This is a genomic window from Enorma timonensis (genome assembly GCF_000321165.1).
GTDB lineage: Bacteria > Actinomycetota > Coriobacteriia > Coriobacteriales > Coriobacteriaceae > Enorma.
Genome location: NZ_CAPF01000061.1, coordinates 21869 through 43194 on the forward strand (window position 1 = coordinate 21869; position 21326 = coordinate 43194).

Annotated in this window: 27 protein-coding genes; 13 read left to right on the forward strand and 14 right to left on the reverse strand. The window is 64.9% G+C overall.

Features of this window, described 5'->3' with window-relative positions; all coding sequences use genetic code 11:
- Positions 1-102: 102 nt before the first annotated feature.
- From BN423_RS06970 to BN423_RS06995, 6 genes are all read right to left on the reverse strand, one after another.
- On the reverse strand, positions 103-792 hold the full coding sequence (locus BN423_RS06970; RefSeq protein WP_019239541.1) for an alpha/beta hydrolase: 690 nt from the start codon (positions 790-792) through the stop codon (positions 103-105).
- Positions 793-893: 101 nt separating this feature from the next.
- Positions 894-1454: a DUF5714 domain-containing protein gene (locus tag BN423_RS06975; RefSeq protein WP_019239542.1), complete on the reverse strand. Its 561-nt coding sequence runs from the start codon at positions 1452-1454 to the stop codon at positions 894-896.
- Between the two features lie 278 nt (positions 1455-1732).
- Positions 1733-3553 (reverse strand): MFS transporter, encoded by a 1821-nt coding sequence (locus BN423_RS06980; RefSeq protein WP_232385530.1) that lies wholly within the window; start codon positions 3551-3553, stop codon positions 1733-1735.
- 67 nt (positions 3554-3620) lie between these two features.
- Positions 3621-4583 (reverse strand): choloylglycine hydrolase, encoded by a 963-nt coding sequence (bsh, locus tag BN423_RS06985; protein ID WP_026089034.1) that lies wholly within the window; start codon positions 4581-4583, stop codon positions 3621-3623.
- Positions 4584-4730: 147 nt separating this feature from the next.
- Positions 4731-5123 carry an MmcQ/YjbR family DNA-binding protein gene (locus BN423_RS06990; protein ID WP_019239545.1) on the reverse strand — a complete coding sequence of 131 codons (393 nt, stop codon included), beginning with the start codon at positions 5121-5123 and terminating at the stop codon, positions 4731-4733.
- A gap of 83 nt (positions 5124-5206) precedes the next feature.
- The gene (locus BN423_RS06995) at positions 5207-5623 is read right to left on the reverse strand and encodes a hypothetical protein (RefSeq protein WP_019239546.1); all 417 of its coding nucleotides are present in this window, start codon (positions 5621-5623) and stop codon (positions 5207-5209) included.
- A gap of 225 nt (positions 5624-5848) precedes the next feature.
- Here BN423_RS06995 and BN423_RS07000 point away from each other — a divergent pair, with 225 nt between their 5' ends.
- The 5 genes from BN423_RS07000 to BN423_RS07020 are packed head-to-tail and all read left to right on the forward strand — an operon-like array spanning position 5849 to position 8240.
- The gene (locus tag BN423_RS07000; RefSeq protein WP_019239547.1) at positions 5849-6148 is read left to right on the forward strand and encodes a PadR family transcriptional regulator; all 300 of its coding nucleotides are present in this window, start codon (positions 5849-5851) and stop codon (positions 6146-6148) included.
- The gene (locus BN423_RS07005; RefSeq protein ID WP_019239548.1) at positions 6145-6867 is read left to right on the forward strand and encodes a DUF1700 domain-containing protein; all 723 of its coding nucleotides are present in this window, start codon (positions 6145-6147) and stop codon (positions 6865-6867) included. The genes BN423_RS07000 and BN423_RS07005 overlap by 4 nt, the downstream gene beginning before the upstream one ends.
- 12 nt (positions 6868-6879) lie before the next feature.
- Positions 6880-7149: a hypothetical protein gene (locus BN423_RS07010; protein WP_019239549.1), complete on the forward strand. Its 270-nt coding sequence runs from the start codon at positions 6880-6882 to the stop codon at positions 7147-7149.
- A 30-nt stretch (positions 7150-7179) separates the two neighbouring features.
- Positions 7180-7737 carry a P-loop NTPase family protein gene (locus tag BN423_RS07015; RefSeq protein WP_019239550.1) on the forward strand — a complete coding sequence of 186 codons (558 nt, stop codon included), beginning with the start codon at positions 7180-7182 and terminating at the stop codon, positions 7735-7737.
- The gene (locus BN423_RS07020) at positions 7734-8240 is read left to right on the forward strand and encodes an AAA family ATPase (RefSeq protein ID WP_019239551.1); all 507 of its coding nucleotides are present in this window, start codon (positions 7734-7736) and stop codon (positions 8238-8240) included. The genes BN423_RS07015 and BN423_RS07020 overlap by 4 nt, the downstream gene beginning before the upstream one ends.
- Before the next feature lie 17 nt (positions 8241-8257).
- On the opposite strand, the gene BN423_RS07025 is transcribed toward BN423_RS07020, so the two are convergent.
- The 3 genes from BN423_RS07025 to BN423_RS11850 form a co-directional block, all read right to left on the reverse strand.
- On the reverse strand, positions 8258-9709 hold the full coding sequence (locus BN423_RS07025) for a radical SAM protein (protein ID WP_019239552.1): 1452 nt from the start codon (positions 9707-9709) through the stop codon (positions 8258-8260).
- A gap of 340 nt (positions 9710-10049) precedes the next feature.
- Positions 10050-10523, reverse strand: coding sequence for a DUF1848 family protein (locus tag BN423_RS07030; protein WP_019239553.1), 474 nt, complete (start codon positions 10521-10523; stop codon positions 10050-10052).
- 5 nt (positions 10524-10528) lie between these two features.
- Complete coding sequence (locus BN423_RS11850) at positions 10529-10789, reverse strand: MarR family transcriptional regulator (RefSeq protein WP_316244968.1); 261 nt, start codon at positions 10787-10789, stop codon at positions 10529-10531.
- Between the two features lie 138 nt (positions 10790-10927).
- Between BN423_RS11850 and BN423_RS07040 the strand changes: the two genes are divergently transcribed.
- Together BN423_RS07040 and BN423_RS07045 are read left to right on the forward strand one after the other, a co-directional pair.
- Positions 10928-11170, forward strand: coding sequence for a helix-turn-helix domain-containing protein (locus BN423_RS07040; protein ID WP_019239555.1), 243 nt, complete (start codon positions 10928-10930; stop codon positions 11168-11170).
- Positions 11171-11172: 2 nt separating this feature from the next.
- On the forward strand, positions 11173-12447 hold the full coding sequence (locus BN423_RS07045; RefSeq protein WP_071784275.1) for a HipA domain-containing protein: 1275 nt from the start codon (positions 11173-11175) through the stop codon (positions 12445-12447).
- A 183-nt stretch (positions 12448-12630) separates the two neighbouring features.
- On the opposite strand, the gene BN423_RS07050 is transcribed toward BN423_RS07045, so the two are convergent.
- Both BN423_RS07050 and BN423_RS07055 read right to left on the reverse strand, forming a co-directional pair.
- Positions 12631-13473: a helix-turn-helix transcriptional regulator gene (locus BN423_RS07050; protein ID WP_019239557.1), complete on the reverse strand. Its 843-nt coding sequence runs from the start codon at positions 13471-13473 to the stop codon at positions 12631-12633.
- 206 nt (positions 13474-13679) lie between these two features.
- Positions 13680-14444: an ABC transporter permease gene (locus BN423_RS07055; RefSeq protein WP_232385532.1), complete on the reverse strand. Its 765-nt coding sequence runs from the start codon at positions 14442-14444 to the stop codon at positions 13680-13682.
- Between the two features lie 117 nt (positions 14445-14561).
- On the opposite strand from BN423_RS07055, the gene BN423_RS07060 reads away from it, so the two are divergent.
- Positions 14562-15488 carry a LytTR family transcriptional regulator DNA-binding domain-containing protein gene (locus BN423_RS07060; protein ID WP_019239559.1) on the forward strand — a complete coding sequence of 309 codons (927 nt, stop codon included), beginning with the start codon at positions 14562-14564 and terminating at the stop codon, positions 15486-15488.
- Positions 15489-15497: 9 nt separating this feature from the next.
- On the opposite strand, the gene BN423_RS07065 is transcribed toward BN423_RS07060, so the two are convergent.
- Positions 15498-15842, reverse strand: a complete 345-nt coding sequence (locus BN423_RS07065) for a HigA family addiction module antitoxin (RefSeq protein ID WP_019239560.1) — start codon at positions 15840-15842, stop codon at positions 15498-15500.
- A 303-nt stretch (positions 15843-16145) separates the two neighbouring features.
- Here BN423_RS07065 and BN423_RS07070 point away from each other — a divergent pair, with 303 nt between their 5' ends.
- The 4 genes from BN423_RS07070 (at position 16146) to BN423_RS07085 (ending at position 18344) form a co-directional block, all read left to right on the forward strand.
- The gene (locus BN423_RS07070) at positions 16146-17000 is read left to right on the forward strand and encodes an ABC transporter ATP-binding protein (RefSeq protein WP_019239561.1); all 855 of its coding nucleotides are present in this window, start codon (positions 16146-16148) and stop codon (positions 16998-17000) included.
- Positions 17001-17762: an ABC transporter permease gene (locus tag BN423_RS07075; protein ID WP_019239562.1), complete on the forward strand. Its 762-nt coding sequence runs from the start codon at positions 17001-17003 to the stop codon at positions 17760-17762. It abuts the gene before it with no gap.
- A gap of 165 nt (positions 17763-17927) precedes the next feature.
- A complete protein-coding gene (locus BN423_RS11690) occupies positions 17928-18041 on the forward strand; it encodes a helix-turn-helix domain-containing protein (RefSeq protein ID WP_019239563.1) in 114 nt (37 codons plus the stop codon).
- Between the two features lie 24 nt (positions 18042-18065).
- A complete protein-coding gene (locus BN423_RS07085; RefSeq protein ID WP_019239564.1) occupies positions 18066-18344 on the forward strand; it encodes a hypothetical protein in 279 nt (92 codons plus the stop codon).
- A 56-nt stretch (positions 18345-18400) separates the two neighbouring features.
- Here the strand turns inward: BN423_RS07085 and BN423_RS07090 are convergent, their stop codons facing one another.
- Complete coding sequence (locus BN423_RS07090) at positions 18401-18760, reverse strand: helix-turn-helix domain-containing protein (protein ID WP_019239565.1); 360 nt, start codon at positions 18758-18760, stop codon at positions 18401-18403.
- A gap of 283 nt (positions 18761-19043) precedes the next feature.
- Between BN423_RS07090 and BN423_RS07095 the strand changes: the two genes are divergently transcribed.
- Entirely contained in the window at positions 19044-19523 is a 480-nt protein-coding gene (locus tag BN423_RS07095) for a universal stress protein (protein WP_019239566.1), read from the forward strand.
- A gap of 80 nt (positions 19524-19603) precedes the next feature.
- Here the strand turns inward: BN423_RS07095 and BN423_RS07100 are convergent, their stop codons facing one another.
- Positions 19604-21079: an ATP-binding cassette domain-containing protein gene (locus BN423_RS07100; RefSeq protein WP_019239567.1), complete on the reverse strand. Its 1476-nt coding sequence runs from the start codon at positions 21077-21079 to the stop codon at positions 19604-19606.
- Positions 21080-21326 lie beyond the last annotated feature (247 nt).

Here is a 21326-nt window from a genome sequence, read left to right on the forward strand (position 1 = left end):
CGGCCAAGGCCCGTCACCCCCGCATCTGGGGCGACGGGCCTTGCGCGCTTCCAGGGATGACGACGCGCTGTGCTCGAAACCGCGCACCGGCTCGATGCGCCATCAACCCGTGATGGCGAGCTGCGCGTCGAGCGCCTTGAGCCCTGCGGCGAGGCGCTCGGTATGGTGCTGCATATGGTTGCCCGGCCCCACGACGAGGTCCACCGCGCATCCACTGCCGCGAAGCATGTCCGCACATGCCTCCAGATCGTCCTGAACGGATCGCATGATGGGAGGCCCGGCGCGGCGCTCCTTCCTCCCGATCGAGAGGTACGCGTAGCGCCCCGCGCCGTTTGGAGCGTACTGTCGCAGGTAATCGACCCAGCCCTCGTACCAAACCGAACCCGAGAGGCAGGCGCACGCCGAGAACGTCGAGGGCTCACGGGTGAACGCATACAGCGCGAAGAGCCCGCCGAGCGAGTACCCGCAGATCGCGCGGCGCGCCGGGGAGAGCCCGTGTGCCGCCTCCACCGCAGGGATAACCGTACCCGTCAGCTCCGCGAGCGTCTCTGTCGCCTTGCCGCCGAAATCCTCCGCACCCGGGCGCACGCCCGCCGCCGGCCAGGGCGTCAGGCTATCGCTCCAGTCGCGCACGGGCACGCGCACCACCATGGCGCGCACGCCATCGACCGCAGCCGCGACATCGAAGGGATGCTCGGGCATATCGATCACGTAGATGACGGGCGCGCCGTCCCCGCCCGCACCGCGCAGAAGCGCGCACCCGTCCGCGTCAATGAAGCCCATCTCGGTCATCGCTTCCCTTCGCTCGCCGCCTCCCAGTGTAGCAGCCCGGAGTCGCGTTCCCGAGCGCGCCCGCAGCACCGGCGGCACACACCGTGCACCGGCCGGCGAAATCACCCGTGGTACGGACAGGCCTCGCCGATGCACGCAGCATTCGCCTCGGATACCGCGCAGACGGGCTCTTCCGCAGGCAGCGCCAGCTCCACCCCGAGGGCGCGGGAAAACCACGGCGTCGCCTCGCGCACGGCGATGCGGGCATCGCGCTTGCAGCAGCGCGGGGCGCCCGCCTGCGCGATCTTTTGCAGCAGATCCGCCACCATGAGCTGCGTCTCGCTCCAGCCATCGGCCTTGAGCGGCGCGTTGCCCTGGGCGATCGCGAGCGCCATGCCGCACGACGCCGCGGCGCCGCACACGCCCCAGCGCGCGCAAGCGCCCCCGGGCACGCAGGCAGAGCGGGATGCCAGTTCATCGAGCTGCGCATCCAGGTCCCCCGCATATCCCGCGTTCGACGCGCAGGCGAGCAGCGCCGCGCCCACCAGGAAGTGATGGGCCGGCCCAAATGCCGGGCATTCCGGCGCGGACATCAGCAGCTCCAGCATATCGGCAGGACACACCACGTCGCCCTGCCGGCACAACTCATACGCCCAGGCGTACTCCGTCGTCTTCTCACCCATCGCGCTCCCCTTTCGATGCCTCTATATCGATGGCTACCAATATACCTGCTGCGTGCACTCCGTCGCATGAAGACGCGCGACGAAGCGAGGCGCGCCGTCCGCACCCGCAGGGCGAGCCACACGGCACCACCCAACCCGTACGGACAGCATGATGCCCGCCACCTGCACATCCACACCGTGGACAGGTGGCGGGCATCTTTCATGCGCTCGGATCCGCTACTGCCGAGCGCACGGCATGGGAGCGGGGCCGCTTTCCCAAACAAGCGGCCCCGCGGAACTTAGTGGCCACCCTTGGGAGGCGCGGCCTTCGGGCCAGCGGTCGCCTGAGCAGCAGGCGCCTGAGCCGTGACCTTCTGAGCCGGAGCGGCCTGGGCAGCTGCCTTCTGAGGCGCGGCCTTACCCGGCGCGCCCTTGCCGGAGGCGGCACCGGACGTCGCGCTCGGGCCGCTCTCCTTGGAAAGCGTCTTGATCCACGGAGTGGTGAGCAGGCCCAGCAGCACGATGACAGCACCCACGCCATAGGCGATGCGCGTCGAGTCGAAGCGCGCCTTGGCCTCAAGCTCAACGAGCTTGGTGCGCTCGGCGTCGGACATCTGGATATGGGAGATGTCCTCCTCGAACTCCTTGTTGCTGCCCAGGTTGATGGTGAGCCCGGAAACCTGCTCGGCAACCGACGACGGAATCTCCGAGTTGGAGGCCATCTCATTGCTCAAGGTGGAGCTGATACCGAAGATCAGGACGGCGCCCAGGAGCGCCACGCCCAGAGCCTGGCCCACGTTGCGCATCGTGCTCTGGATGCCGCCGGACTGCGACGCATCGCGATCGTTCACCGCGAGGGCGACGACGTTGCTCGCATGGGCCGACACGGTGCCCGCGCCGACGCCAGCCATGAACGCGCCCAGGTAGACACCGATGCGGTTCGCGCCATCGATGGTCACGGAGGAGGCCATGATGCCCAGCGCGATCGCCATGGCCACATAGCCGATCTGGATCACGTGGCGCGGGTTGGCCTTGGGGAAGAGCTTCGGGATGCCGAGGGCGAGCCCGAAGGTGGGCAGGCCGGTCACGATGGAGATGGTGCCGACGTCGATCGGCGTCCAGTCAGCGACGAGCTGCAGGTACGGGGACATGAGGATCGACTGCGCGCCCATGAAGAAGAACATCAGCGCGTTGGCGACCAGACCGGCGAGCACCTGCTTCGTGGTAAGGAACGAGCGCGGAAGCACCACGAGGCCGTAGCGCTTCTCCTCGCGCGCCTCCACCTTCACGAGCACGATGAGGATGATGATGCCCAAGATGATGAGCGGGATCGCCGGCGAGATGCCGAAGAGGGCGAACGGGGCGGTGTGCATCGGCTTGATGAGACCCCAGCTCGAGATGCTCGAGAGGCCGATGAGCACGCAGAAGAACCCGAGCGCGGCGAGCGCCACGCCGATGGCGTCGAAGTGGGACTTCTCAGACGGCTGGTCGAACTTGGGCAAGCCCATCGAGAGCACCACGACGCCGACGAAGTAGAGGGCGAGCACGAGGAAGGTTACGCGCATGCCCGACAGCTGCATGACGACGCCCAGGATGAGCGGCAGCACGGCCGCGAGGCCGGAGGCGGCGCCGATGCACCCGAAAGCGACGGTACGGTTAGCGCCGTGATAGATGAACGGAATGATGCCGAGGAGGGATGGGACGAGGAAGCTCGCACCCAATCCAACAAGCACACGGCCGACCCAGATAAAGAAGAACATGTTGGGGGAAAGCGCAAGGGCGACCTCACCGATGGCGGCGAGCAAGGCGCCGATGCGGAAGGTCTTGCGCCAGCCGATCATGGTGCCGGCAAGGCCGCCGGCGATCATGAACGAGCCGCCAACCAACGGATAGATCATGTTGGCGAGCTGAATATCCGAGGTCGTCGCCCCGAGGTCCTTCGTCAGCGCGTCCGCGGCGAGCGAAAGCGCGCCGTTGTCGCCGGTGGTTCCCATCTGGGCAAGAACCAGGATGACGATGGGCAGCACGAGGAATTTCTCTTTACCCGCACCCGGTGCGGGCTTAGCGGCGGTAGCGGCCGCCGCGTGCGCAGATGATGAGGCAGGGGTCGTGCGATTCATGAGCACTCCCTTCACCCGGGCATACAACCCGGGCCTTGACTAATAGGTTGCGTGATCGTGCGGTCGGTTAGGCAGCGGTGGCGATGAACGGCTCCGTGCCACTGAGGTCGCACGCCGAGAGCGGATACGCGTGGATGGTGGGATCTTCGTAGGTCGCGTGGTAGTAGGTCATCGTGCCGGCAGAGAAACCGCTCGTATACAGGGTCTTCTCGTAGTCGCCGTTGGCCATCTTCGCCACGCCCTCGGGCACCGCGGAAGCGCCGAGCGTGCGGAAGAGACGGGTCACGTTGGCCTGCTCGCCCTCCTGGACGGGATAGTGCGCGTTCACATACGCCGCGCGCACGAAACGCGCCGGTCCGCCGTAATCGCCGGGCATGCCCTGGACGCCGCCGCCCGAGCCGAAGGGTTTGAGCTCGGCGCGATCCCACGCGGTGGGCGCGGGCAGGTCCTCGTCCATCATGAGGTAGTTGCGCAGGTTCTGACGATGCCAGCCGAAATCGGGCTCGTTGGTGAGCGCGTCGACATCGTTCTCCCAAACATGCAGGCCGTCGGCCATGCACTCGACCACCACGCTGCCCGTGGCGTCGCCCACGAGCCAGTGCAGGTTGGCCACCGGCAACTGCTCGTTCACGGGCTTGGCCACCACGGTGGTGTTCTTCAGCGCGGCACGCACCTCATCGAGCGAGGCGAAGTTGCGCGCGATCCAATAGGGGAACTCGTAGGCGGCGACGTTTGAGGTGCCGTCCACGGGACCCGGCGCATAGTGCGCGCTCTGCGGGAAGTTGAGGCCCGCAACGGCCACGCCGGCGTCGTTGCCGCAGTCGAAATAGAGCGGGATACCCATGACGACGATACCCATGCCCATTACGGTATGACCTTGCTCGGGATCGTCCGGACGCTCGAAAGCCGTCGGGACCTTGGCCCCCGAGGGCGTCACGACCACCTTCTCTCCGTAACCCTGCGTCCAATCAAGGTTACGCCCAAAAAACATTGCGCCGGTCTTGTCGGTAAAGCGGATACCCGTACACATAGGGCCGCTCCCTTCTCGTCGGCGGCAGAGCCGCTGGCGCTCGTTGGGAAGTTGATATTATTGTATCCACGATGCAAGCACTAAATCGGTAAATGGTTAATTAAGATTGGTAAACGGCAGGGGGACGACGTAAAATTACCCCAGGGGTTATTTTACATTCGCTGCCGCCAGCTCCCGCTGTACGCGCTTGGGAAGCTTGGCGAAAACGAGCTCGTAGCTCATATCGCATAGGTCGAGCACGAGCGACTCGGGCAGGTCGGCATCAAGGTCGATGGAGATCCATGTGCGACCGTCGGAGTAGTACGCGGGAAGGATCGCATCGGGCCACTCGGCACGCAGCTCGCGGATGCGGTCGGGGTCGCACTTGAGAGACAGCAGGTGCATGCCTGCATAGGGCGCCTTCGCGTCCGCGCCCGCCGTGAACTCGCATGCGAACTGGCGACCGCCTACCCAATAGACCATCCAGCCCCATCGTTCATGGAGCGCCTTGCTCGCCCCGGGATGCGCGAGCAACCGGTCATCGATGCGGCCAAGATCCATAGCCGCTCCCTTCGCCAGCGAAGATACTGCTGATGCCATTGTTCCCCGGATGGGGATTCGTCGATGTAAAAATACCCCTGGGGTTATTTTACATAGACGGCCTTGCCGAAGTTATGGCCGAACAGGAGGCCTGCCAGCAAAAGCGCGGCGCCCAAGCCGGTGTAGAACACCGCGATGAACCGCTCAGGCGCAAGGCCGCTCGCCCTGAGACCGATGCCGCCCGCCATCATCACCGCCATGATGATGAACGCCTTGGTGTCGAAGAATTTGAGAAAGAACTGACGCTCGTCCTGGTAGCCGCCGATGCGCGCGGTGTGCTTGCGCACGAGCCGCCCGAAGATGAACACTTGGAAGACGCCGAAGACCACGAGGCTGAGCGCGATGTTCAGAAGGCTGAGATACGCCGGGTACGCCATGAGGCCGATGCGCAGGATGTTGATGCCCGCCGCGCTCCACACCAGGCACGCGATGAGCAGCAGCGTATCTCGTTTGACTTTCATAGCCATTCCCTCCGGGTTCAGCAGCAGGCTTCAAACCGAGCCCATACATGGTAGCGGCAAGGTGCCGCGCACACAGAACATGCATCCCGCCAAGGATCTGCGAACGAGGCCGACACCGCCATTAGAACCCGCTCCAAGAGAATCCTTGCAGCGTCTTATACTATGTGTTATATAGTATATGTCACACAGTATAAGGCGAAGGGAGGTGTGCGGATGGAGGCTCAGATGAAACGCGGGTTCCTGGAGGCCTGCGTGCTCGCCGCCGTCTCCGGTGAGGAGTCCTACGGCTATCGCATCGTCAAGGACGTGCCGGCATGCATGGGACTCACCGAGTCCACGCTCTACCCGCTGCTGAAACGCCTCGAGAAGGCGGGTTGCATCGCCGTGCGCTCCGCCGAGCACAACGGCCGGCTGCGCAAGTACTATCGCATCACGGACACAGGACGAGAGCGCATCAACGAGTTCCTGGCCGAATGGCCGTCCGTACAAGAGATCTACCGCTACGTGGAGGGAGCACGATCATGACGAGGGAAGAGTTCCTGGAGCGTCTGGGTGACCTCCTGGCCTGCCTGCCCGCAGAGCAGATCGAGGAATCGAAGGCGTTCTATGCCGAGGCTATCGCCGACCGTATGGAGGACGGCATGTCCGAGGAGGAGGCCGTCGCCGCAATCGGATCGCCGGGCGCCGTGGCCGAAGCGATCCTGAATGACCTGCCCGCCGTGCCGCGCGTGATCGCCAAGACCCGTCGCCGCAGCAACGTGCTGCTCTGGATTCTCGCGATCGTGGGCTCGCCCCTATGGTTCGTGCTCGCGCTTGCCTTCGCCGCCGTGGCCTTCACGGTCTACCTCTGCATCTGGATCCTCGCACTTTGCGTGTGGATCATCGCAGCGGCGCTCGGGGCCTCCGGCATCGTAGCGCTCGCGCTCGCCACATGCGGCATCGCGATTGGGAACGTCCCGTACGTGCTCGCCATGGCGGGTGCCGGGCTCGGCCTCATGGGCGGGACGCTCTTCGTGGGCGCGGGCGCCTGGGCGGTGACCAAGCAGATCGCACGTCTTTCCGCCCTCTGGGTGAACAAGGCGCTCTCCCCCTTCAGCAAACATCGGGGGGACGGCGAAACCGGACGACCGAATGGCAGAGCAGGCAGGCTTCCCGTCAACCCGTCCGTAGATGGTGGCGGAGATGCGGAACGCACTGCGGGCGGCGAGCACTTCTCCGCGGCGGCGACGGCCGCACTCAACTAGGAGGCACGCATCATGACCAACGTGAAGAAGACCTATTTCTCCGTTGCGGGTGGGCTCCTTGCCCTCGGCATCATCCTTGCCGTCCTGGGGTTCGCCGCCTCGGGCTTCAATCCCGCCGTGTTCCAGACGCAAATCGACCTGCGCAGCAACAGCATCAACTTCGGCGGCGTCGAGGTGGATGATCCGTCGGGCATCCCGTTTGTCAACCTACTCGAGAACCTCGGTGAAATCGACCTCGCAGCCCCCGAGGCCCCGAGCGCGCCGCGCGCATATGTAAAATAACCCCTGGGGTTATTTTACATAGGAGAAGCCATGGCAGACCATCTCGACACACCCTCCTCTACCCTGGAGCGCGTGCTCGTCATCGGGAGCCCCGGTGCCGGCAAGAGCACGCTCGCCCGCGGACTGCGCGACGCGCTGGGGCTGCCGCTCGTGTACCTCGACATGATCTGGCATAAGCCGGACGGCACCAACGTCACGCAGGCGGAATTCGACGAACGCCTCGCGGCGGCCCTCAACGGCGAGCGCTGGATCATCGACGGCAACTACCTGCGCACGCTCGAGCGGCGGCTCGAGCGCTGCGACGCGGTCATCTTCCTCGACCTGCCGGTGGAGGCGTGCCTTGCCGGGGCGGCGGCGCGCATCGGGCAGCCGCGCGAGGATCTGCCCTGGCAGGAGGACGCGCTCGATCCTGAATTCGCTGACTACATCCGGCGCTTCCCCATCGAGCAGCGCCCCGAGGTCGTCGCAGCGCTCGATGCGTGGCGCGACCGTCGCCGCATCATCACGCTGCGCAGCCATGCGGAGGCCGATGCGTACCTCGCCCGCCTGCGCGATGCGAACCCCACCGCAAACCGGAGGCGCCCATGACCAAGACCCTCTACCTCATCGGCGGCCCGATGGGCGTCGGCAAGACCACCGTGTGTCGCGAGCTCAACCGCCTGCTCCCCGCCTCCGTCATGCTCGACGGCGACTGGTGCTGGTGCGCCAATCCCTTCCAAGTCACACCGGAGACCAAGCGCATGGTGCTCGACAACATCTGCCACCTGCTCGGCAATTTCCTGTGCTGCGACGCCTACGAGAACGTTGCGTTCTGCTGGGTGATGCACGAGCAAGAAATCATCGACGAGATCCTGGGCCGCTTGCCCCTCGAGGACACCGGCGCACGCGTGCGCGCCATCTCGCTCGTCGCCAGCGAAGCGGCGCTGCGCGAGCGCATCGAGCGGGACATCCGCGCCGGCGCCCGTGACGAGGACGCACTCCGCCGCTCACTCGCCTACCTGCCACGCTACCGCGCGCTCGATACCGAGCTCATCGATACCACCGGGCGCACGCCGCACGAGATCGCCCTGAGCATCTCCGCCCGTCCGTAACACCGCAAAGCAACAACCTACTCGCTAAACGCCGCCGCGCGCTCCGCCTCGACGTCGCGGCCCAGGCGCTCGAACTTGTGCTCCTCGACCGAGTCCATGCCCTGGTAGGGGTCGTGGCGCTTCTCGAACATCTCGTCATCCTCGTTGCGCCACAAGCGCTCCGCCACAGGCTTCCATTCCTCGGCCACCGCGACGGTCTTCTCGCGCAGCTCCTCGGGCGTCTCCGGCTCCACCAGATCCGTCCCGTGCGCGCCCGACTCGGCGACCATCCGGCCCAGCACATCCGGGTTCTCGAGCATCGGGCACGGGCGCAGATGGTTCTCGTTGAAGGGCTGCCCCTCGTAGTACTTGATGAAGAGCGGGCTCTTGAGCGCGTCGAGCAGGCTCACGTTGTGGATGTTCGCGTTGGAGTAGTGGATGAACACGCACGGCTCCACGTCGCCCGCCGCGTTGATGTGCAGGTAGCGGCGGCCGCCCGCGATGCAGCCGCCCACGAACTCGCCGTCGTTTTGGAAGTCGAGCGTGAAGAGCGGCTTCTTGTGGCGCATCTCGCGGATGAAGCGGTACATGTGCTCGCGCTGCTCGGCGGTGGGCATGAGGTCGGACGTGGCGCCCTTGCCCACCGGCATGAAGTAGAAGAACCAGCAGAAGAGCGCCCCCTGCTCGATCATCCAATCCATGTACTCCTCGCTCGCCACGGCATCGGCGTTCGCCCGCGTCCAGCAGCACGAGATGCCGAACGGCAGCTGGCGCTCGCGCAGGAGCTCCATCGCATGCATAATCTTGGCGTACGTGCCCTTGCCGCGGCGCTCGTCCGTGGTGGCCTCGGTGCCCTCGGCGCTGATGGCGGGCACGAAGTTGGCCACGCGGATCATTTCGTCGCAGAACGCCTCGTCGATGAGCGTGGCGTTGGTGAAGCATAGGAAGATGCAGTCCGGGTACTTCTCGCAGATCCTGATGAGGTCGGCCTTGCGCACCATGGGCTCGCCGCCCGTGTAGATGTAGATGTGCGTGCCCAGCTCGCGCCCCTGGTCGATGATCGAGCAGATGTCGTCGTACGAGAGGTTGAGCTTGTGGCCGTACTCCGCCGCCCAGCAGCCGGTGCAGTGCAGGTTGCAGGCGCTCGTGGGGTCGAGCAGGATCGCCCACGGGATGTTGCACTGCTCGCGCTCGCGCGCCTTCTGCTGCACAGGCCACGCGAGCAGGTTGGCGTCCACGATGAGCGTCTTGAGCAGGCGCGAGCGCATCTCGGGGTTCAGGCGGAACGCGCGCAGGATGAGCTCGTACCAGTTGCTGTGCTCATCGATCGCGTTGCCGATGGCCTTGCGCTGCGCCGGGAACACCGAGTCCGGCACCGCCTTGTTGACGAGGTCCATGATCTGCGGGATGTGCTTCTCGGGGTCATGGTCGAGGTAGTCGATGAGCTTGTTGAGCGCCGCGCGCTCGGCGGCTTGGGTAACGGATGCCATGGGGTTCCTTTCGACCGGGATCGCTCAATTGGAATGAAGCGGCGGCGAGATGGCGGCGGGTGCGACCCGCTGGATGCCAAGTTGCCACGGCACTTGGAAGGATTCGTACCCATTTATCCGCTGTGCGACATGCATTGATTTTGGTATGTTTGCAGGACAAATATCGAATTATGGTAAGTTATGCGAGATATTGCATATTAACGGGTTGCGCATAGAGCTTCGAGCATCGCCGGTGGGGCGGGCGGGCACAAGCGGAATCCCCCCCTCGGACGGTCACGACAGGCGCCCCCTACAGCACGAGCGTCTGCTGCCCGCCCGCGGAGCGTTTCGCAAGCAAGCTCTACTGAACGCCCTGGGCCACGGTATCCTCCGGGCGCAGGTGGCCTATGATGAGCGGGCTCCCCGGGTCATGCAAGCGGTAGTTCTCGACCGCCCGCTTGTGATCCTTGTTGGCATAGCAGTACCGGCAACCGTTGGGACAGGTGTCGTAGGCGCAGATGTCGCGTGCCTCGAAGCAATGGCAGCCCGCGCGCATGCCGCGGTGCTTGAGGCGCCGGAACTCCACGACGTTCGCGCGCCCCAGGATGTCGAGCGTCATGCAGCCGCTCGGATGGATGCCGTAGCGCGTGAAGTCCCCGTTGGTGCCGCACGTCTGGAGCCAGAGGCCGTGCTCCGCCGCGATGCCCCCGAGCACCCGCGCGAGCGCGTCCATGTCCTCCACCGAGAGCGGCATGAGCTCGGGCATGTTGAAGCGCAGCTTCTTGTACATCTCCACGAACGAGAAGATGCAGCGGTCCACGTGCGGCGTGAGCACGTCCGCTATGCGCGCGAAGGTCTCGCGGCGTCGGTGAGCCGCACGATGCTGTTGCGACGGTCGTCCGGGTTGCCCTCGGTCGTGGCATAGCCCTGCGCCACGAGCCGCTTGGTCACGAGGCTCACCGTTTGGCGGGAGTTGAGCGTTTGTTCGCAGATGCGCGCCTCCCCCCGATGGCGGAACAGCAATGCGTTGATATTCTCTGCCGAGGTGAACAATGTATCAATATGTTGATAAAGTAGGCTGCAAGACGACCCGCGTTGCAACGTGTCGCCGCATAGTTGCCCTTAAAATCTTCCCCATAGGTAAGATTGTATACTTCAAGTGTTAGAATCTTACCTATAGGGAAGATTCTAACGGATTGGCTAGTAATCTTACCTATAGGTAAGATTTGAGGAGTAGCTATGCGCCTTTCGAACGCCGAAAACGCTGTCCGCATTTCGCAAGCGGCAGAACTCGGCTCGCTTATCAGAACACGCAGAAAAAAACTTGGACTCACCCAAGAGTTTGTGGCGGCCATGATGGGATGCAGCCCGCGCCTCATCGGAGAGATAGAACGGGGTAAGCAAACCGTCTCCGTTCAAACGGTTATCAATCTTGCCCAGGGACTCGGCATCGACCTGTTCGCCATCCCACGAGGAGCGTGACGATGAAACTCAACGTTTTTCGAGAGCAGGACGAGGCGTATCAACTAGTTGGAGCACTCGATTTTTCCGAAGTGTCGCTTACGTTCGCCTATGACCCCGCATATCTTGCAAGCTCAACAGCAAGCGCTGTGTCTTGCTCGCTGCCGCTTCGCGCCGAACCGTTTTCTCAAGAAGAGGCCTCGCCGTTTTTCGCCGGCCTCGCACCTGAAGGAGATATGAGGCGTCTTGTTGCCGAATCGATACATTCGGATTACTTCGGCAACATGCTTGCTCGCCTCAATAACGAGTCCATCGGCGCCCTCATATTCAGTACAGACGAGACCGTAGAAAACGATGGTGGATACACAGAGATCGGACTCTCGGAGTTGCGCGCGCTACGCGATGCGCCCCGCGAAACATCGTTCAAGATGGGAATGGCCTCCCGCCTCTCACTCGCGGGAACCCAAAGCAAGGTCGGCCTTTACCATCAGGGAGAGGATCCGTCTTGCGGATGGTACGTACCCAGCGGCAATGCGGCAACGACCCATATCGTCAAAACACCGGACCGCGTCTTTCCCCTTCAAACTGTCAATGAGGCGCTTTGCCTAGAAACAGCCAAGCGATGCGGATTTGACATAGCGGAATGGTCGCTCATCCCTATAGAAGAAGGCGAACCGCTCCTTGCTGTCAAACGATTCGACCGCATTACCGATGAGACGGTATCAGCCGAAAACAAACCGCTCAGGCCGAAGCGCCTGCATCAGGAAGACTTCTGCCAAGCTACGGGACTCATGCCCGACATGAAGTACGAGCCCACAAACGGAGCGTACCTCTCACGCTGCTGCAACGCCATACAAAGCGCATCAGCCAATCCTTTCGGAGATCGCGCATGCTTCTTGCAGACCATCTATTTTGACTATCTCATCGGCAATTGCGACAACCATCTCAAGAACCATTCTTTGCTGTGGGACCCATCTTGGAAAACTCCCATGCTCTCCCCGCTGTATGACATCACGTGCACAACGGTGTACCCACAAATCTACCTAGAAATGGGCGTGTCCCTCACCTCTTCCCGACGCATTTGCGACGTTTCCGAGCAGGACGTCGAACGGGCTGGAAAAGCCGCAGGCATACCCCGGACTCTGGCGAGAAGCTTCTATCAGGAGCTTCTCCGCAACATCGTCCCTGCGCTCGACGCCGCGGAAGAAGCGGTAGCATCAGCAGGTTTTGCAACGGAGGCGCACAAGATTGCGCAGCATATTCGCAAGGAGCTGAGCCAGAAAGTCAAGCTAAGCTAGCTATCCAGAGTGGAGGGTTCATTTCTAGGACGCGCCCGGCTTAGCAGCTACCCCGCGGACACCCAAGGCGAGGTAACGACACCTCCGTTGACAAGCTCACGCATGCCGTGAATAAAAGCACCGCATGCACACGCAAGGCCATCGCGAGCAGCGCAAAAGACAACCCATCCCGAATCTGGACCGTTATCGAATTCCCTCGCGACGTTTGCGGCCGGCAAGCCAGAGTATGAGCAGGGTAACCGCACCGCCCACGACGGCGAACCAGCCCCGCGGCGAGGCGAACGCGCCCGTCGCGATACCAACGGCCGTGGCACCCGCAACCCACAGCAGGGGCAAGATGGCTGCCGTCCACGCCGGACGGGCAAAGCGCCCCAGCGCGTATGAGACAGCGAGCACCGCTACAGCCCCGACCACAACCGCCAACCCGATAAACGCCCGCTGGTCAAGCAACAGGCCACCCAGCACGAGCACGCCGATACCGGTGACAAGCCCAGCGAACACCTGCAGCACCAGACGCATCCCGAGGGCCGCGCCACTTGCGTGCGCCGTCTCGGCCGGCTCGCCCGTCGCGGCACCGAAGAGCTCGGCTACGCTTCTCGCATCCCTGCCATCCCCTCCTCGGCGTGCCGCAACGGCTACAAGAGAAGAGGCCAGCACCAGCACCGCCAACAGCAGGCGCAGCGCCAGCTCCAGATACGCGCGACCCACTACCGCCGTGATGGCGAGCACCGCGACCACGGCAATCTCCACCGCAGCCAGCGCCACCGCAAACGTCTTCGTCCGTCGCTCGTCCTGTTTCACCATCTCGCGCATCTCGTCCACGTCCCCTTTCACCAGCTCGTCGATCGTGGTGCCAAAGAGATTCGCGAGCAGCAGCATGCTCTGGACGTCCGGCAGTGTCTTGCTTGTCTCCCATTTGGACACGGCCTTGTCGGTCACGCCCACGGCGTCTGCCAGGGCGCGCTGCGTGAGCCCGCGATGCTCGCGGAGAGACTTGATGGTGGAAGCGGTGAGATAGCCGGACATGTCGGCCCCTTTCAGATGAGGTTGATGGCATGCGCCCTGTTGACCGCCTCAGTATGGGATATCCATCGCCGCCGCGCTACCTACGGAGCGTAGAGTGAGGTGAGCGTGCCGCCAGATGCGCTATCCGCGACGAACTGGAACGGTTCCATAGTTTGAAGGCAGCATGATTGGTCGGAATGCCAAGGCGAAACGCCCCCTTGGTGCCCCTACGCGAGACGATCGCGCTCTGCGGCAAGCTGCCGGGCATACCGGCGAAGCGCCCAGACCGCAAGCGCGCCCGAGGCGATGAGCCAGAATAGAAGCACCGCGAAAAGCACCGGAACAGGTACTATGGGTGCAAGCCCCTGCGCCGTTCGAACCAACTCGACAGCAGGCCCCAAGGGCAGCAGCCACGTTACCGCGCGCACCGATACCGACATGAACGAGAGAATGGGCGCGACAGCAACAAGCGTGAGCGGGGCGGCGAGAACGCTCGATGACATTTGCTCGGTCGCCATAAGTCCGCAGGCAAGTCCCGCAAGCAGCAACGGTTGCATCACCACGAGTGCGAACGCACCGAGTCCGAGCGTTTGCACAGGCGAGAAACCCAGAAGCAGACAGGCAACGACCTGCGCGAAGAGCGCCGCCAGGGTTCCAGCGAGCCATTTCGACACAGCGAACGCACGGGGTGTCACCCCAGCCTCAGCGAGTGTGAGGCAAACGCCGCGCTCGCGCTCCTCGGCCATCACATAGAGCAGCATCACGCAACCCGTGAAGGCAGGCGGGATACAAAGCGCAGCCGTGCACGCATATGCGGGCAGCTCACCGGCAGCGAATCTCGGCGCATGCTCGACGATGCGCACGATGAACACAGCCAGAGCCACCCCCACCGCACCTGACATGAACAGGGTGGAGTTGCGCACCGCATCCAAAAGGTCGCGCGCCACAAGCGCACGTATGGTAGCAAATGTCCTTCCCATCATGCGACCCATGATACCCGATATACTGAACAGGGCAGGATGCAGCGGGATCGAAAAACAACCGCGCTACACCGCGAAGCGACGGGCGCCGGCCTGCTCGTTCCGCCCTCAGCGAAAAGGAGGCTACCAGTGGCCGCAGCGACATCCTACGACAGCATCGAAGAGCTGCTCGAGGCACGCGCAGATGAGAGCGTGCACCTCGAATGCTCGCGCGAGACCGTCGATCGCGCGGTACGCTTTGTTCACGAGCGCTACGCGCGGCGCCGCTGCGCCTTCTACCTCATCACCGACCGGGGGTTCGATCGCGAGACCGTCCGTTCCTACCTCAAGTTCTTCTCGCGCCTCGCGGGCGGCGTCGTCTCTGCCGACGACGTGCTGACGCACTTCGGCCTCTCACCTGCCGCGCGCACCCCCGTCAAAAAGCTCAATCCCGAGCAACGCGCGCTCATGAACTTCGCACGCATGAGCCTCTTCGAACCCGAGGTGGTATTCTGCGAGCGACCCCTTGCCGATATCACCCCTGCCACACGCGGCATCGTAACCGCCTGGATGGGAACGGTCGTTGACGACGGCGGCATCCTCATCACAGCCGGCGAGCCTCTGCGCGAAGCGCTCCTCATGCCCGGCACGGCCTTTTATGAAGAAGATGGCCGCCTGTTCGAGGCGCAGACCGCTGTGGGCGAGGACGATGAAGGCGAGTATGCAGGCGACGAGGTACGCGTATTCAAGCTGCCCGCACGCGTGGATGGTGCGACGCTGCTCCTCGACCCGCGCGAGGTCGACTTCGTGGAAAGCGTGAACCGGCAGAACTTCGCCTCCGTCCGCGGGGAGCTCTATCCCGTCACGCTCACGCTCGACGAGCTTGAGGTGGAGCTCGAGCGCTTCGGCTTCTTTCGCTGCCATCGCTCGTACATCGTGAACGTGCAGAAGGTGGCGAAGGTCGAGCGCTTCACCCGCAACAGCTTCAATCTGACGCTCGCCGACGCACGGGCGACGCAGGTTCCACTTGCCAAGGGGCGCGCCGAGGCCATGCGCGAGCGCTACGGCTGGCGCTAGCAGCGACGGCTAGCGTAGCGCGACGACGCGCCGCCATGGCCTGATCTTGCTCAGTTCAGGTTCGAGCTTTCGGCGCGCGACCTCGATGTCGTATGCAGCCTGCGCGCGCAGCCAGTAGCCATCGGACAGCCCGAAAAACCGGCACAGCCGCAAATCGGTATCGGCCGTGATGGAGCGGCGCCCGAGCACGATCTGCCCGATCCGCTGCACGGGAATGCCCGTCTCCTTTGCCAAGCGATACTGCGAGATGCCGAGCGGGACGAGAAACTCCTCCCGCAGCAGCTCGCCCGGCGTAACCGGGTCGAGCGGAATACCCGCAGGCACCGTCTCAACGATAGTCGACGATTTCAACATCCTCAGTACCTCCTTCGACCCATTTGAAGCGTATGAGGGACAATCGCATTTCTATATTAGAACATATGTTCGTATACTGCAAGGCGATTGCCCTTCCGCGTCAATGCTCCCTACTCCTGTCGTCGCCCCCTATGCTCCTCTCGTCGTTTTCCCTGCTCCTGATAGACAAAACGCCTTGCCTGCACTCGCCTCCCCGACGAGGATGAGGCCACGGGCAAACACCCAGCCATCCACCGGAAACGACGAAAGGAAGCCTCATGAGGAAACAAGGAATCGAACGCGACGCACGGAAGGAGCAGAACGATGAGCGCAACGCATAATGCCGTCCTCTCCATGGAGGGCGTCTGCCTCTCCTTCGGCGCGAAGCGCGTACTCGACGGCCTCACGTTCAGCGTGGAGCGGGGCACATGCTTCGGCTTCCTCGGCCCCTCAGGCGCGGGTAAGACGACCACGATCAAGCTGCTCACCCGCCAGCTTACGGCAGACGCCGGGCGCATCGGCCTCTTCGGACGCCCCATTGAGCACGCGAGTGGTGCGGATTACGACCGCATCGGAATCCTCTCGGACACAAGCTCCCTCTACGAACGGCTCTCCATCGAGGAGAACCTCAGACTCTATGCGCACATCCGCGGGCGCGGAGCACGCGACATCGACCGCTTGCTCGAGCGGATGGGACTCGACCGCGACCGCCGTACCCTCATCAAGAACTGCTCGAAGGGCATGCGGCAGCGCGCAGCGCTCCTCGCTGCCCTCATCCACAGCCCGGAGCTCGTCTTCCTTGACGAACCCACAAGCGGCCTCGATCCGGCGGCTCGCGCCGAGGTGCACCGGATGCTCGCCGAGCTTAAGCGCGGGGGCACCACCATCTTCATCACGACACACGACATGACCGAGGCCGAGACGCTCTGCGACCAGCTCGCCATCCTCGATGCCGGACGCATCATCGCGCTCGACGCGCCGGCATCGCTTACCATGAGGTTCGCGCGCAACCGCATCGTGGTCACGACGCGCACCCAAGGCGTCCTCGAGCTAACAAAAGACGCCAAGGCCGCAAACACCGTGCGCGACCTGCTCGCTGCGGGCGAGGTCATCACCATGCACTCGGATGAACCCGATCTCGAGGAAGTCTTCCTCGAGCTCACCGGAAGGGAGTTTTAGATGAACGCGACCCTGCGGCGCATCGGCGCCCTGGCAAACAAGGACTTCGCCGACCTGTTCAAGAATCCCACGATGTTCACAGTGTGTCTCATGCCCATCGGCTTTATGCTGCTCTTCCGCTTAATCATGGGCGACACCACCGCAGGCTCAGATCTCACCGGCGCCGAGGCCGCGCGGGCGGGGGAGGCAGTCGGGCGCTACCTACTCGGCTCCGGCTTGTGCATGTCCGTCGGCATGGTAGTTCCCATGGTGCTCATCTACGGCATCGCCGAGGAGAAGGAGAAGCGCACCCTGCGCACGCTCATGCTCGCCAACGTGGGGGCGGGCGAGGTCGCAACCTCGAAAGGCGCTGTGGCGCTGGCAGCGACCATGGTGGTGGGCGCGGGTTGCTTCTTCGCTGCCGGCGGCGCGCCGGGGCTCTTGCCCGCATACCTGCTCCTCACCTTCCTGGGCGCGGTGCCGGTGACGCTCATCTCCCTCGTGCTGGGGCTCGCGTCGCGCGACCAGATGACCGCCGGGTTCTTCAGCGTGCCCGTGTTGCTGCTCGTGCTCGTTCCGACCTTCGGCGTGGCGAGCGCGGCGATCGAGGCCTTTGCTCGCGTGACCCCGCTCGGCGGCGTCTACGACCTGCTCAACCTTGCCGCAGAGGGGCAGCTCCTCACAGCGGAAGCGCTCACGCCGCTCGCCGTGACCCTCGCCTGGACGGCGGCGGGCGCCGTCGCGTTCGCAGCCCTCTTCCGCCGGCTCGCGCGCGACAACTGACCCTGAGGCGCGCCAGGTTCCAGATTTCACGAAACACCCAGCTCGCGGGCGCGTAACCTGCTACTCTACCATCGGTCGAGTGAACTCAACTGGCGGTCGGTTGAGTGCGGATGCGCCCTATGGAACGATGGGGTCGCTCGAAAAGCCGCCGACGAAAGGACACCCATGGCACAGAAGAGCTTCGGCGCCACCATCTCCGCCCTCCGCAAGCAGAAGGGCATGACCCAGCTCGACCTCGCCCGACAGATGGGCGTGACCGACAAAGCCGTGTCCAAGTAGGAGCGCGACCTCTCGTTTCCCGACGTGGCAACCCTCCCCAAGCTCGCCGAGCTCCTCGACACCTCGGTCGACGAGCTGCTCGAGGTGCAGACGGCTGCCAAGAACCCGGAAGGCGCGCGAACGAAGGCGCCCGCACTCGTGCGCCTCGTCCTCAAGGCCGTCGCGCTCGCCATGGGCGTCGGCGTGACCGCGCTCACTATCATGGACGAGGTCGAGCCGCGAAACGCCTTCTGCCTGCTCGGCATCGGCGTCGCCTGCCTGGGGATCGTCCAGCTCATGGATGGCGGGGAGGCCGACGAGTAGGCGCTGCCGCCGACGGACGGGCTAGGCGGCGCAGCTGCCCGATCGCGCCGCTCCGCCTATCCGCTCACGCTGCGCAGCAGGTCGGCAGGGTCCACGTCGTAGAGCTTCGCGAGCTTGATGAGGTTCGTGGTGCTCGGCTCGGACGTGCCCTGCTCCCACTTGCTCACCGCCTGCCGGCTCACGCCCACGTGCTGGGCGACGAACTCCTGCGTCATCCGGCAGCGCTCGCGCTCCGCGCGCAGCGCCTCGCCGAGCGAGCGGCGCACGGCGACCGTCTGGGCGTCCTTGCGCGCGCGTTCCTGGCGGACGAACCAGCGGATCGCGAGCACCGCGGCCACCACGAAGAGCAGCCACGGCAGCACATTCACGACAAGTATCGTGAAGATGATGAACAGTTCATACGCGCTCGGGTACATGGTGGCTCCTTGTCTCTCGCGTCCTATGATACGGGAAGTGTCGCGCAGGCCGCCCGTTGCCTCCACCACCTATCGCGCAACATGCGGTTGCATATCGGTTGCGCGCGCTATTTCGCCGAACAGACCGCCCGCCACGCCCCCGCCCGTGCTCCCGCCCGCGCCTTTCACCGCGCGAAACCGGCTGTTCGCCCAGTATGGGCGCGCCGGCGTCCCCGCACCGGCCGCAACGGGTATACGAGTCATATCAGCGGCCGCGTGCCGCATGAGCTCGAGGGAGGTTGCCATGTCCATGTACTTCCGCAACATCTTGGTTCCCTACGACGAGTCCGACCACGCGCTCAGCGCCCTGCACACCGCGCTCGCCATGGTGGGCGACGAGCCGGACGCGAAGGTGCACGTCGTCACCATCATCCCCGCCCGCGCCCTGCCCGGCGTCCCGTTCACCGGCGACGGCTTCGACGTCTCGCCCACCGTCGTGAACCCCGAGAGCTACGACCAGCTCATGGACGTCCTCGTGAGCCGCACCCGCACCGACCTGCAGCAGGTGGTGAAGGAATCGCTCGACGGCGCGCGCTGCAAGGTGTCCGTGGACGCCGTCATCGATGCCTCGCCCGTGGAGGGCATCGCGAATTACGTCGAGAACAACAACATCGACCTCGTGGTCATGGGGCGGCGCGGCGTGGGCGCGCTGCGCGGCATGCTCGGCAGCGTGAGCTACGGCGTGCTCCGCTCTGTGGATGTGCCCATCCTCACCGTGAAATAGCGGATGGGAAGCGTGCGCCGGGCACGGCGGCGCGCGGCGGGGCGGATGCCTGGAACCCCCGGGCGTCCGCCCCGCATCTGTTAGCGCGCCGTGACCGCCCCGTCACGCACCTTCCAGGTCGCCGTCGTGCAGCCGTCGAGGAACACGCGGTCGTGGCTCACGAGCAGAAGCGCCCCGGGATACGCCGCGAGCGCGCGCTCGAGCGCCTCGGTGGAATGCAGATCGAGGTGGTTCGTGGGCTCGTCCATGATGATGAGCGCGGGATGCTCGAGCATGCCGAGCGCGAGCATGAGCTTGCGCAGCTCGCCGGGGCTCGTCGCGCCACCGTCCAGGATGCGGTCGGGGTCGGAGTTGAGCTGCGCCACCGTGGAGAGCACGCGGCCGCGCTCCGCATCCGAAAGGTGGCGCACGCGCTCGAGCACCTGCGCGCGGCGCGCCGGGTCGAGCTCCTGCGGGATGTCGAGGACGACGAGGTCGCGCGCGATGCGCGGGCGGATGTGGCCGAGCAGGGTCGATTTACCGGCGCCGTTCGGCCCCACGATGCCGATGTGGTCGCGGTTCCCCACGAAGAGCTCGGGGATATGGAGCGTACCGGCGCCACACGGGATGCGCGCCTCGGCGATGCGCACCACCACCTTGCGCGGGCTCGGGGCGGCGTCGACCCACAGGTCGCCGTCATAGCGCTTGTGCACGAACGCCGCGCCCACGCGCCGCTCGGCCGCCTGCATGCGCGCGTCCATCTGCGACAACAGCCTGCCGCGGGCACCGTCCTGCCCGGTGAAGATCGCGAGGTCGATCTTGGCCTTCGCCGAACGGTCCTTCGGGTCGATGTGCCGCTTGCTGCGGCGCGCCTGGGCACGGGCCGCTTCGTGGGCGCGGGCGTCCTTCTCGGCCGCGAGGCGCGCGAGCTCGCCCTTCGCCGCGCGTCGCTCGCGCACCACGGTCGCGCGCTCGAGCTCCGCCTGCGCGTGCGCCGCCGTGTAGCCGCCCTGCCGCACCACGATGCCGCCCGCCTCGAACGAGGCGCAGCGCGCGGCGACCTCGTCGAGCAGCTCGCGGTCGTGGCTGATGAGGATGCCGATGCCCTTGAAGCCCTGGATAAGCCCCGCGATGCGCGCGCGGGCGTCATGGTCGATGTGGTTCGTGGGCTCGTCGAGCACGAGTACGTCCGGCCGCTGCCAGAGCGCGCACGCGACCTGCAGCTTCTTGCGCTCGCCGAACGAGAGCTCGTCGTAGCGCCAGGGCATGTCGTCCTCGATGCCGAGCGCTACGCGGAGGGCGCGCGCGTCCCGACCGAAGTCCGCAGCGAAGTCGAACAAGCCCGCGGGCGGGTCGTCCGTCTCCTGCGCGCAGTACGCGCTCGCGAGGTGCGGCGACACGCTGCCCGCGTCCGGCACGATGAGGCCGCAGGCGATCTTCGCGAGCGTGGTCTTCCCGCAGCCGTTGTCGCCCAGAAGGCCGGTCCAGCCCTCCGGGAAGGCGATGCTCACGCGGTCGAGGATGGGTTCGAACGATGAGGGGTAGGCGTACGTCACGCCCGAAAGGGTAAGCTGCATGGGGGCTCCTTCGCTGGTCGCAGGCAGCATCCGCGCTCGGCGCGGCATCGCGCTGCCATCTCATCAAGACATTGACCTAGCGAATCTTCACCGAGCTTCCCTTCCGTCGGTTCCGGTGGCGCCGCCACGCGCGCTGCGAGGACCCTCTGCCCTCGCCCGGTCGACACGCCGAGTATACGCCGCGGTGCATGCAGGGTCAATTGCCCGCCCCTCGCTCGCCGCGCGGCCGGACAACGCGCCCGCACGG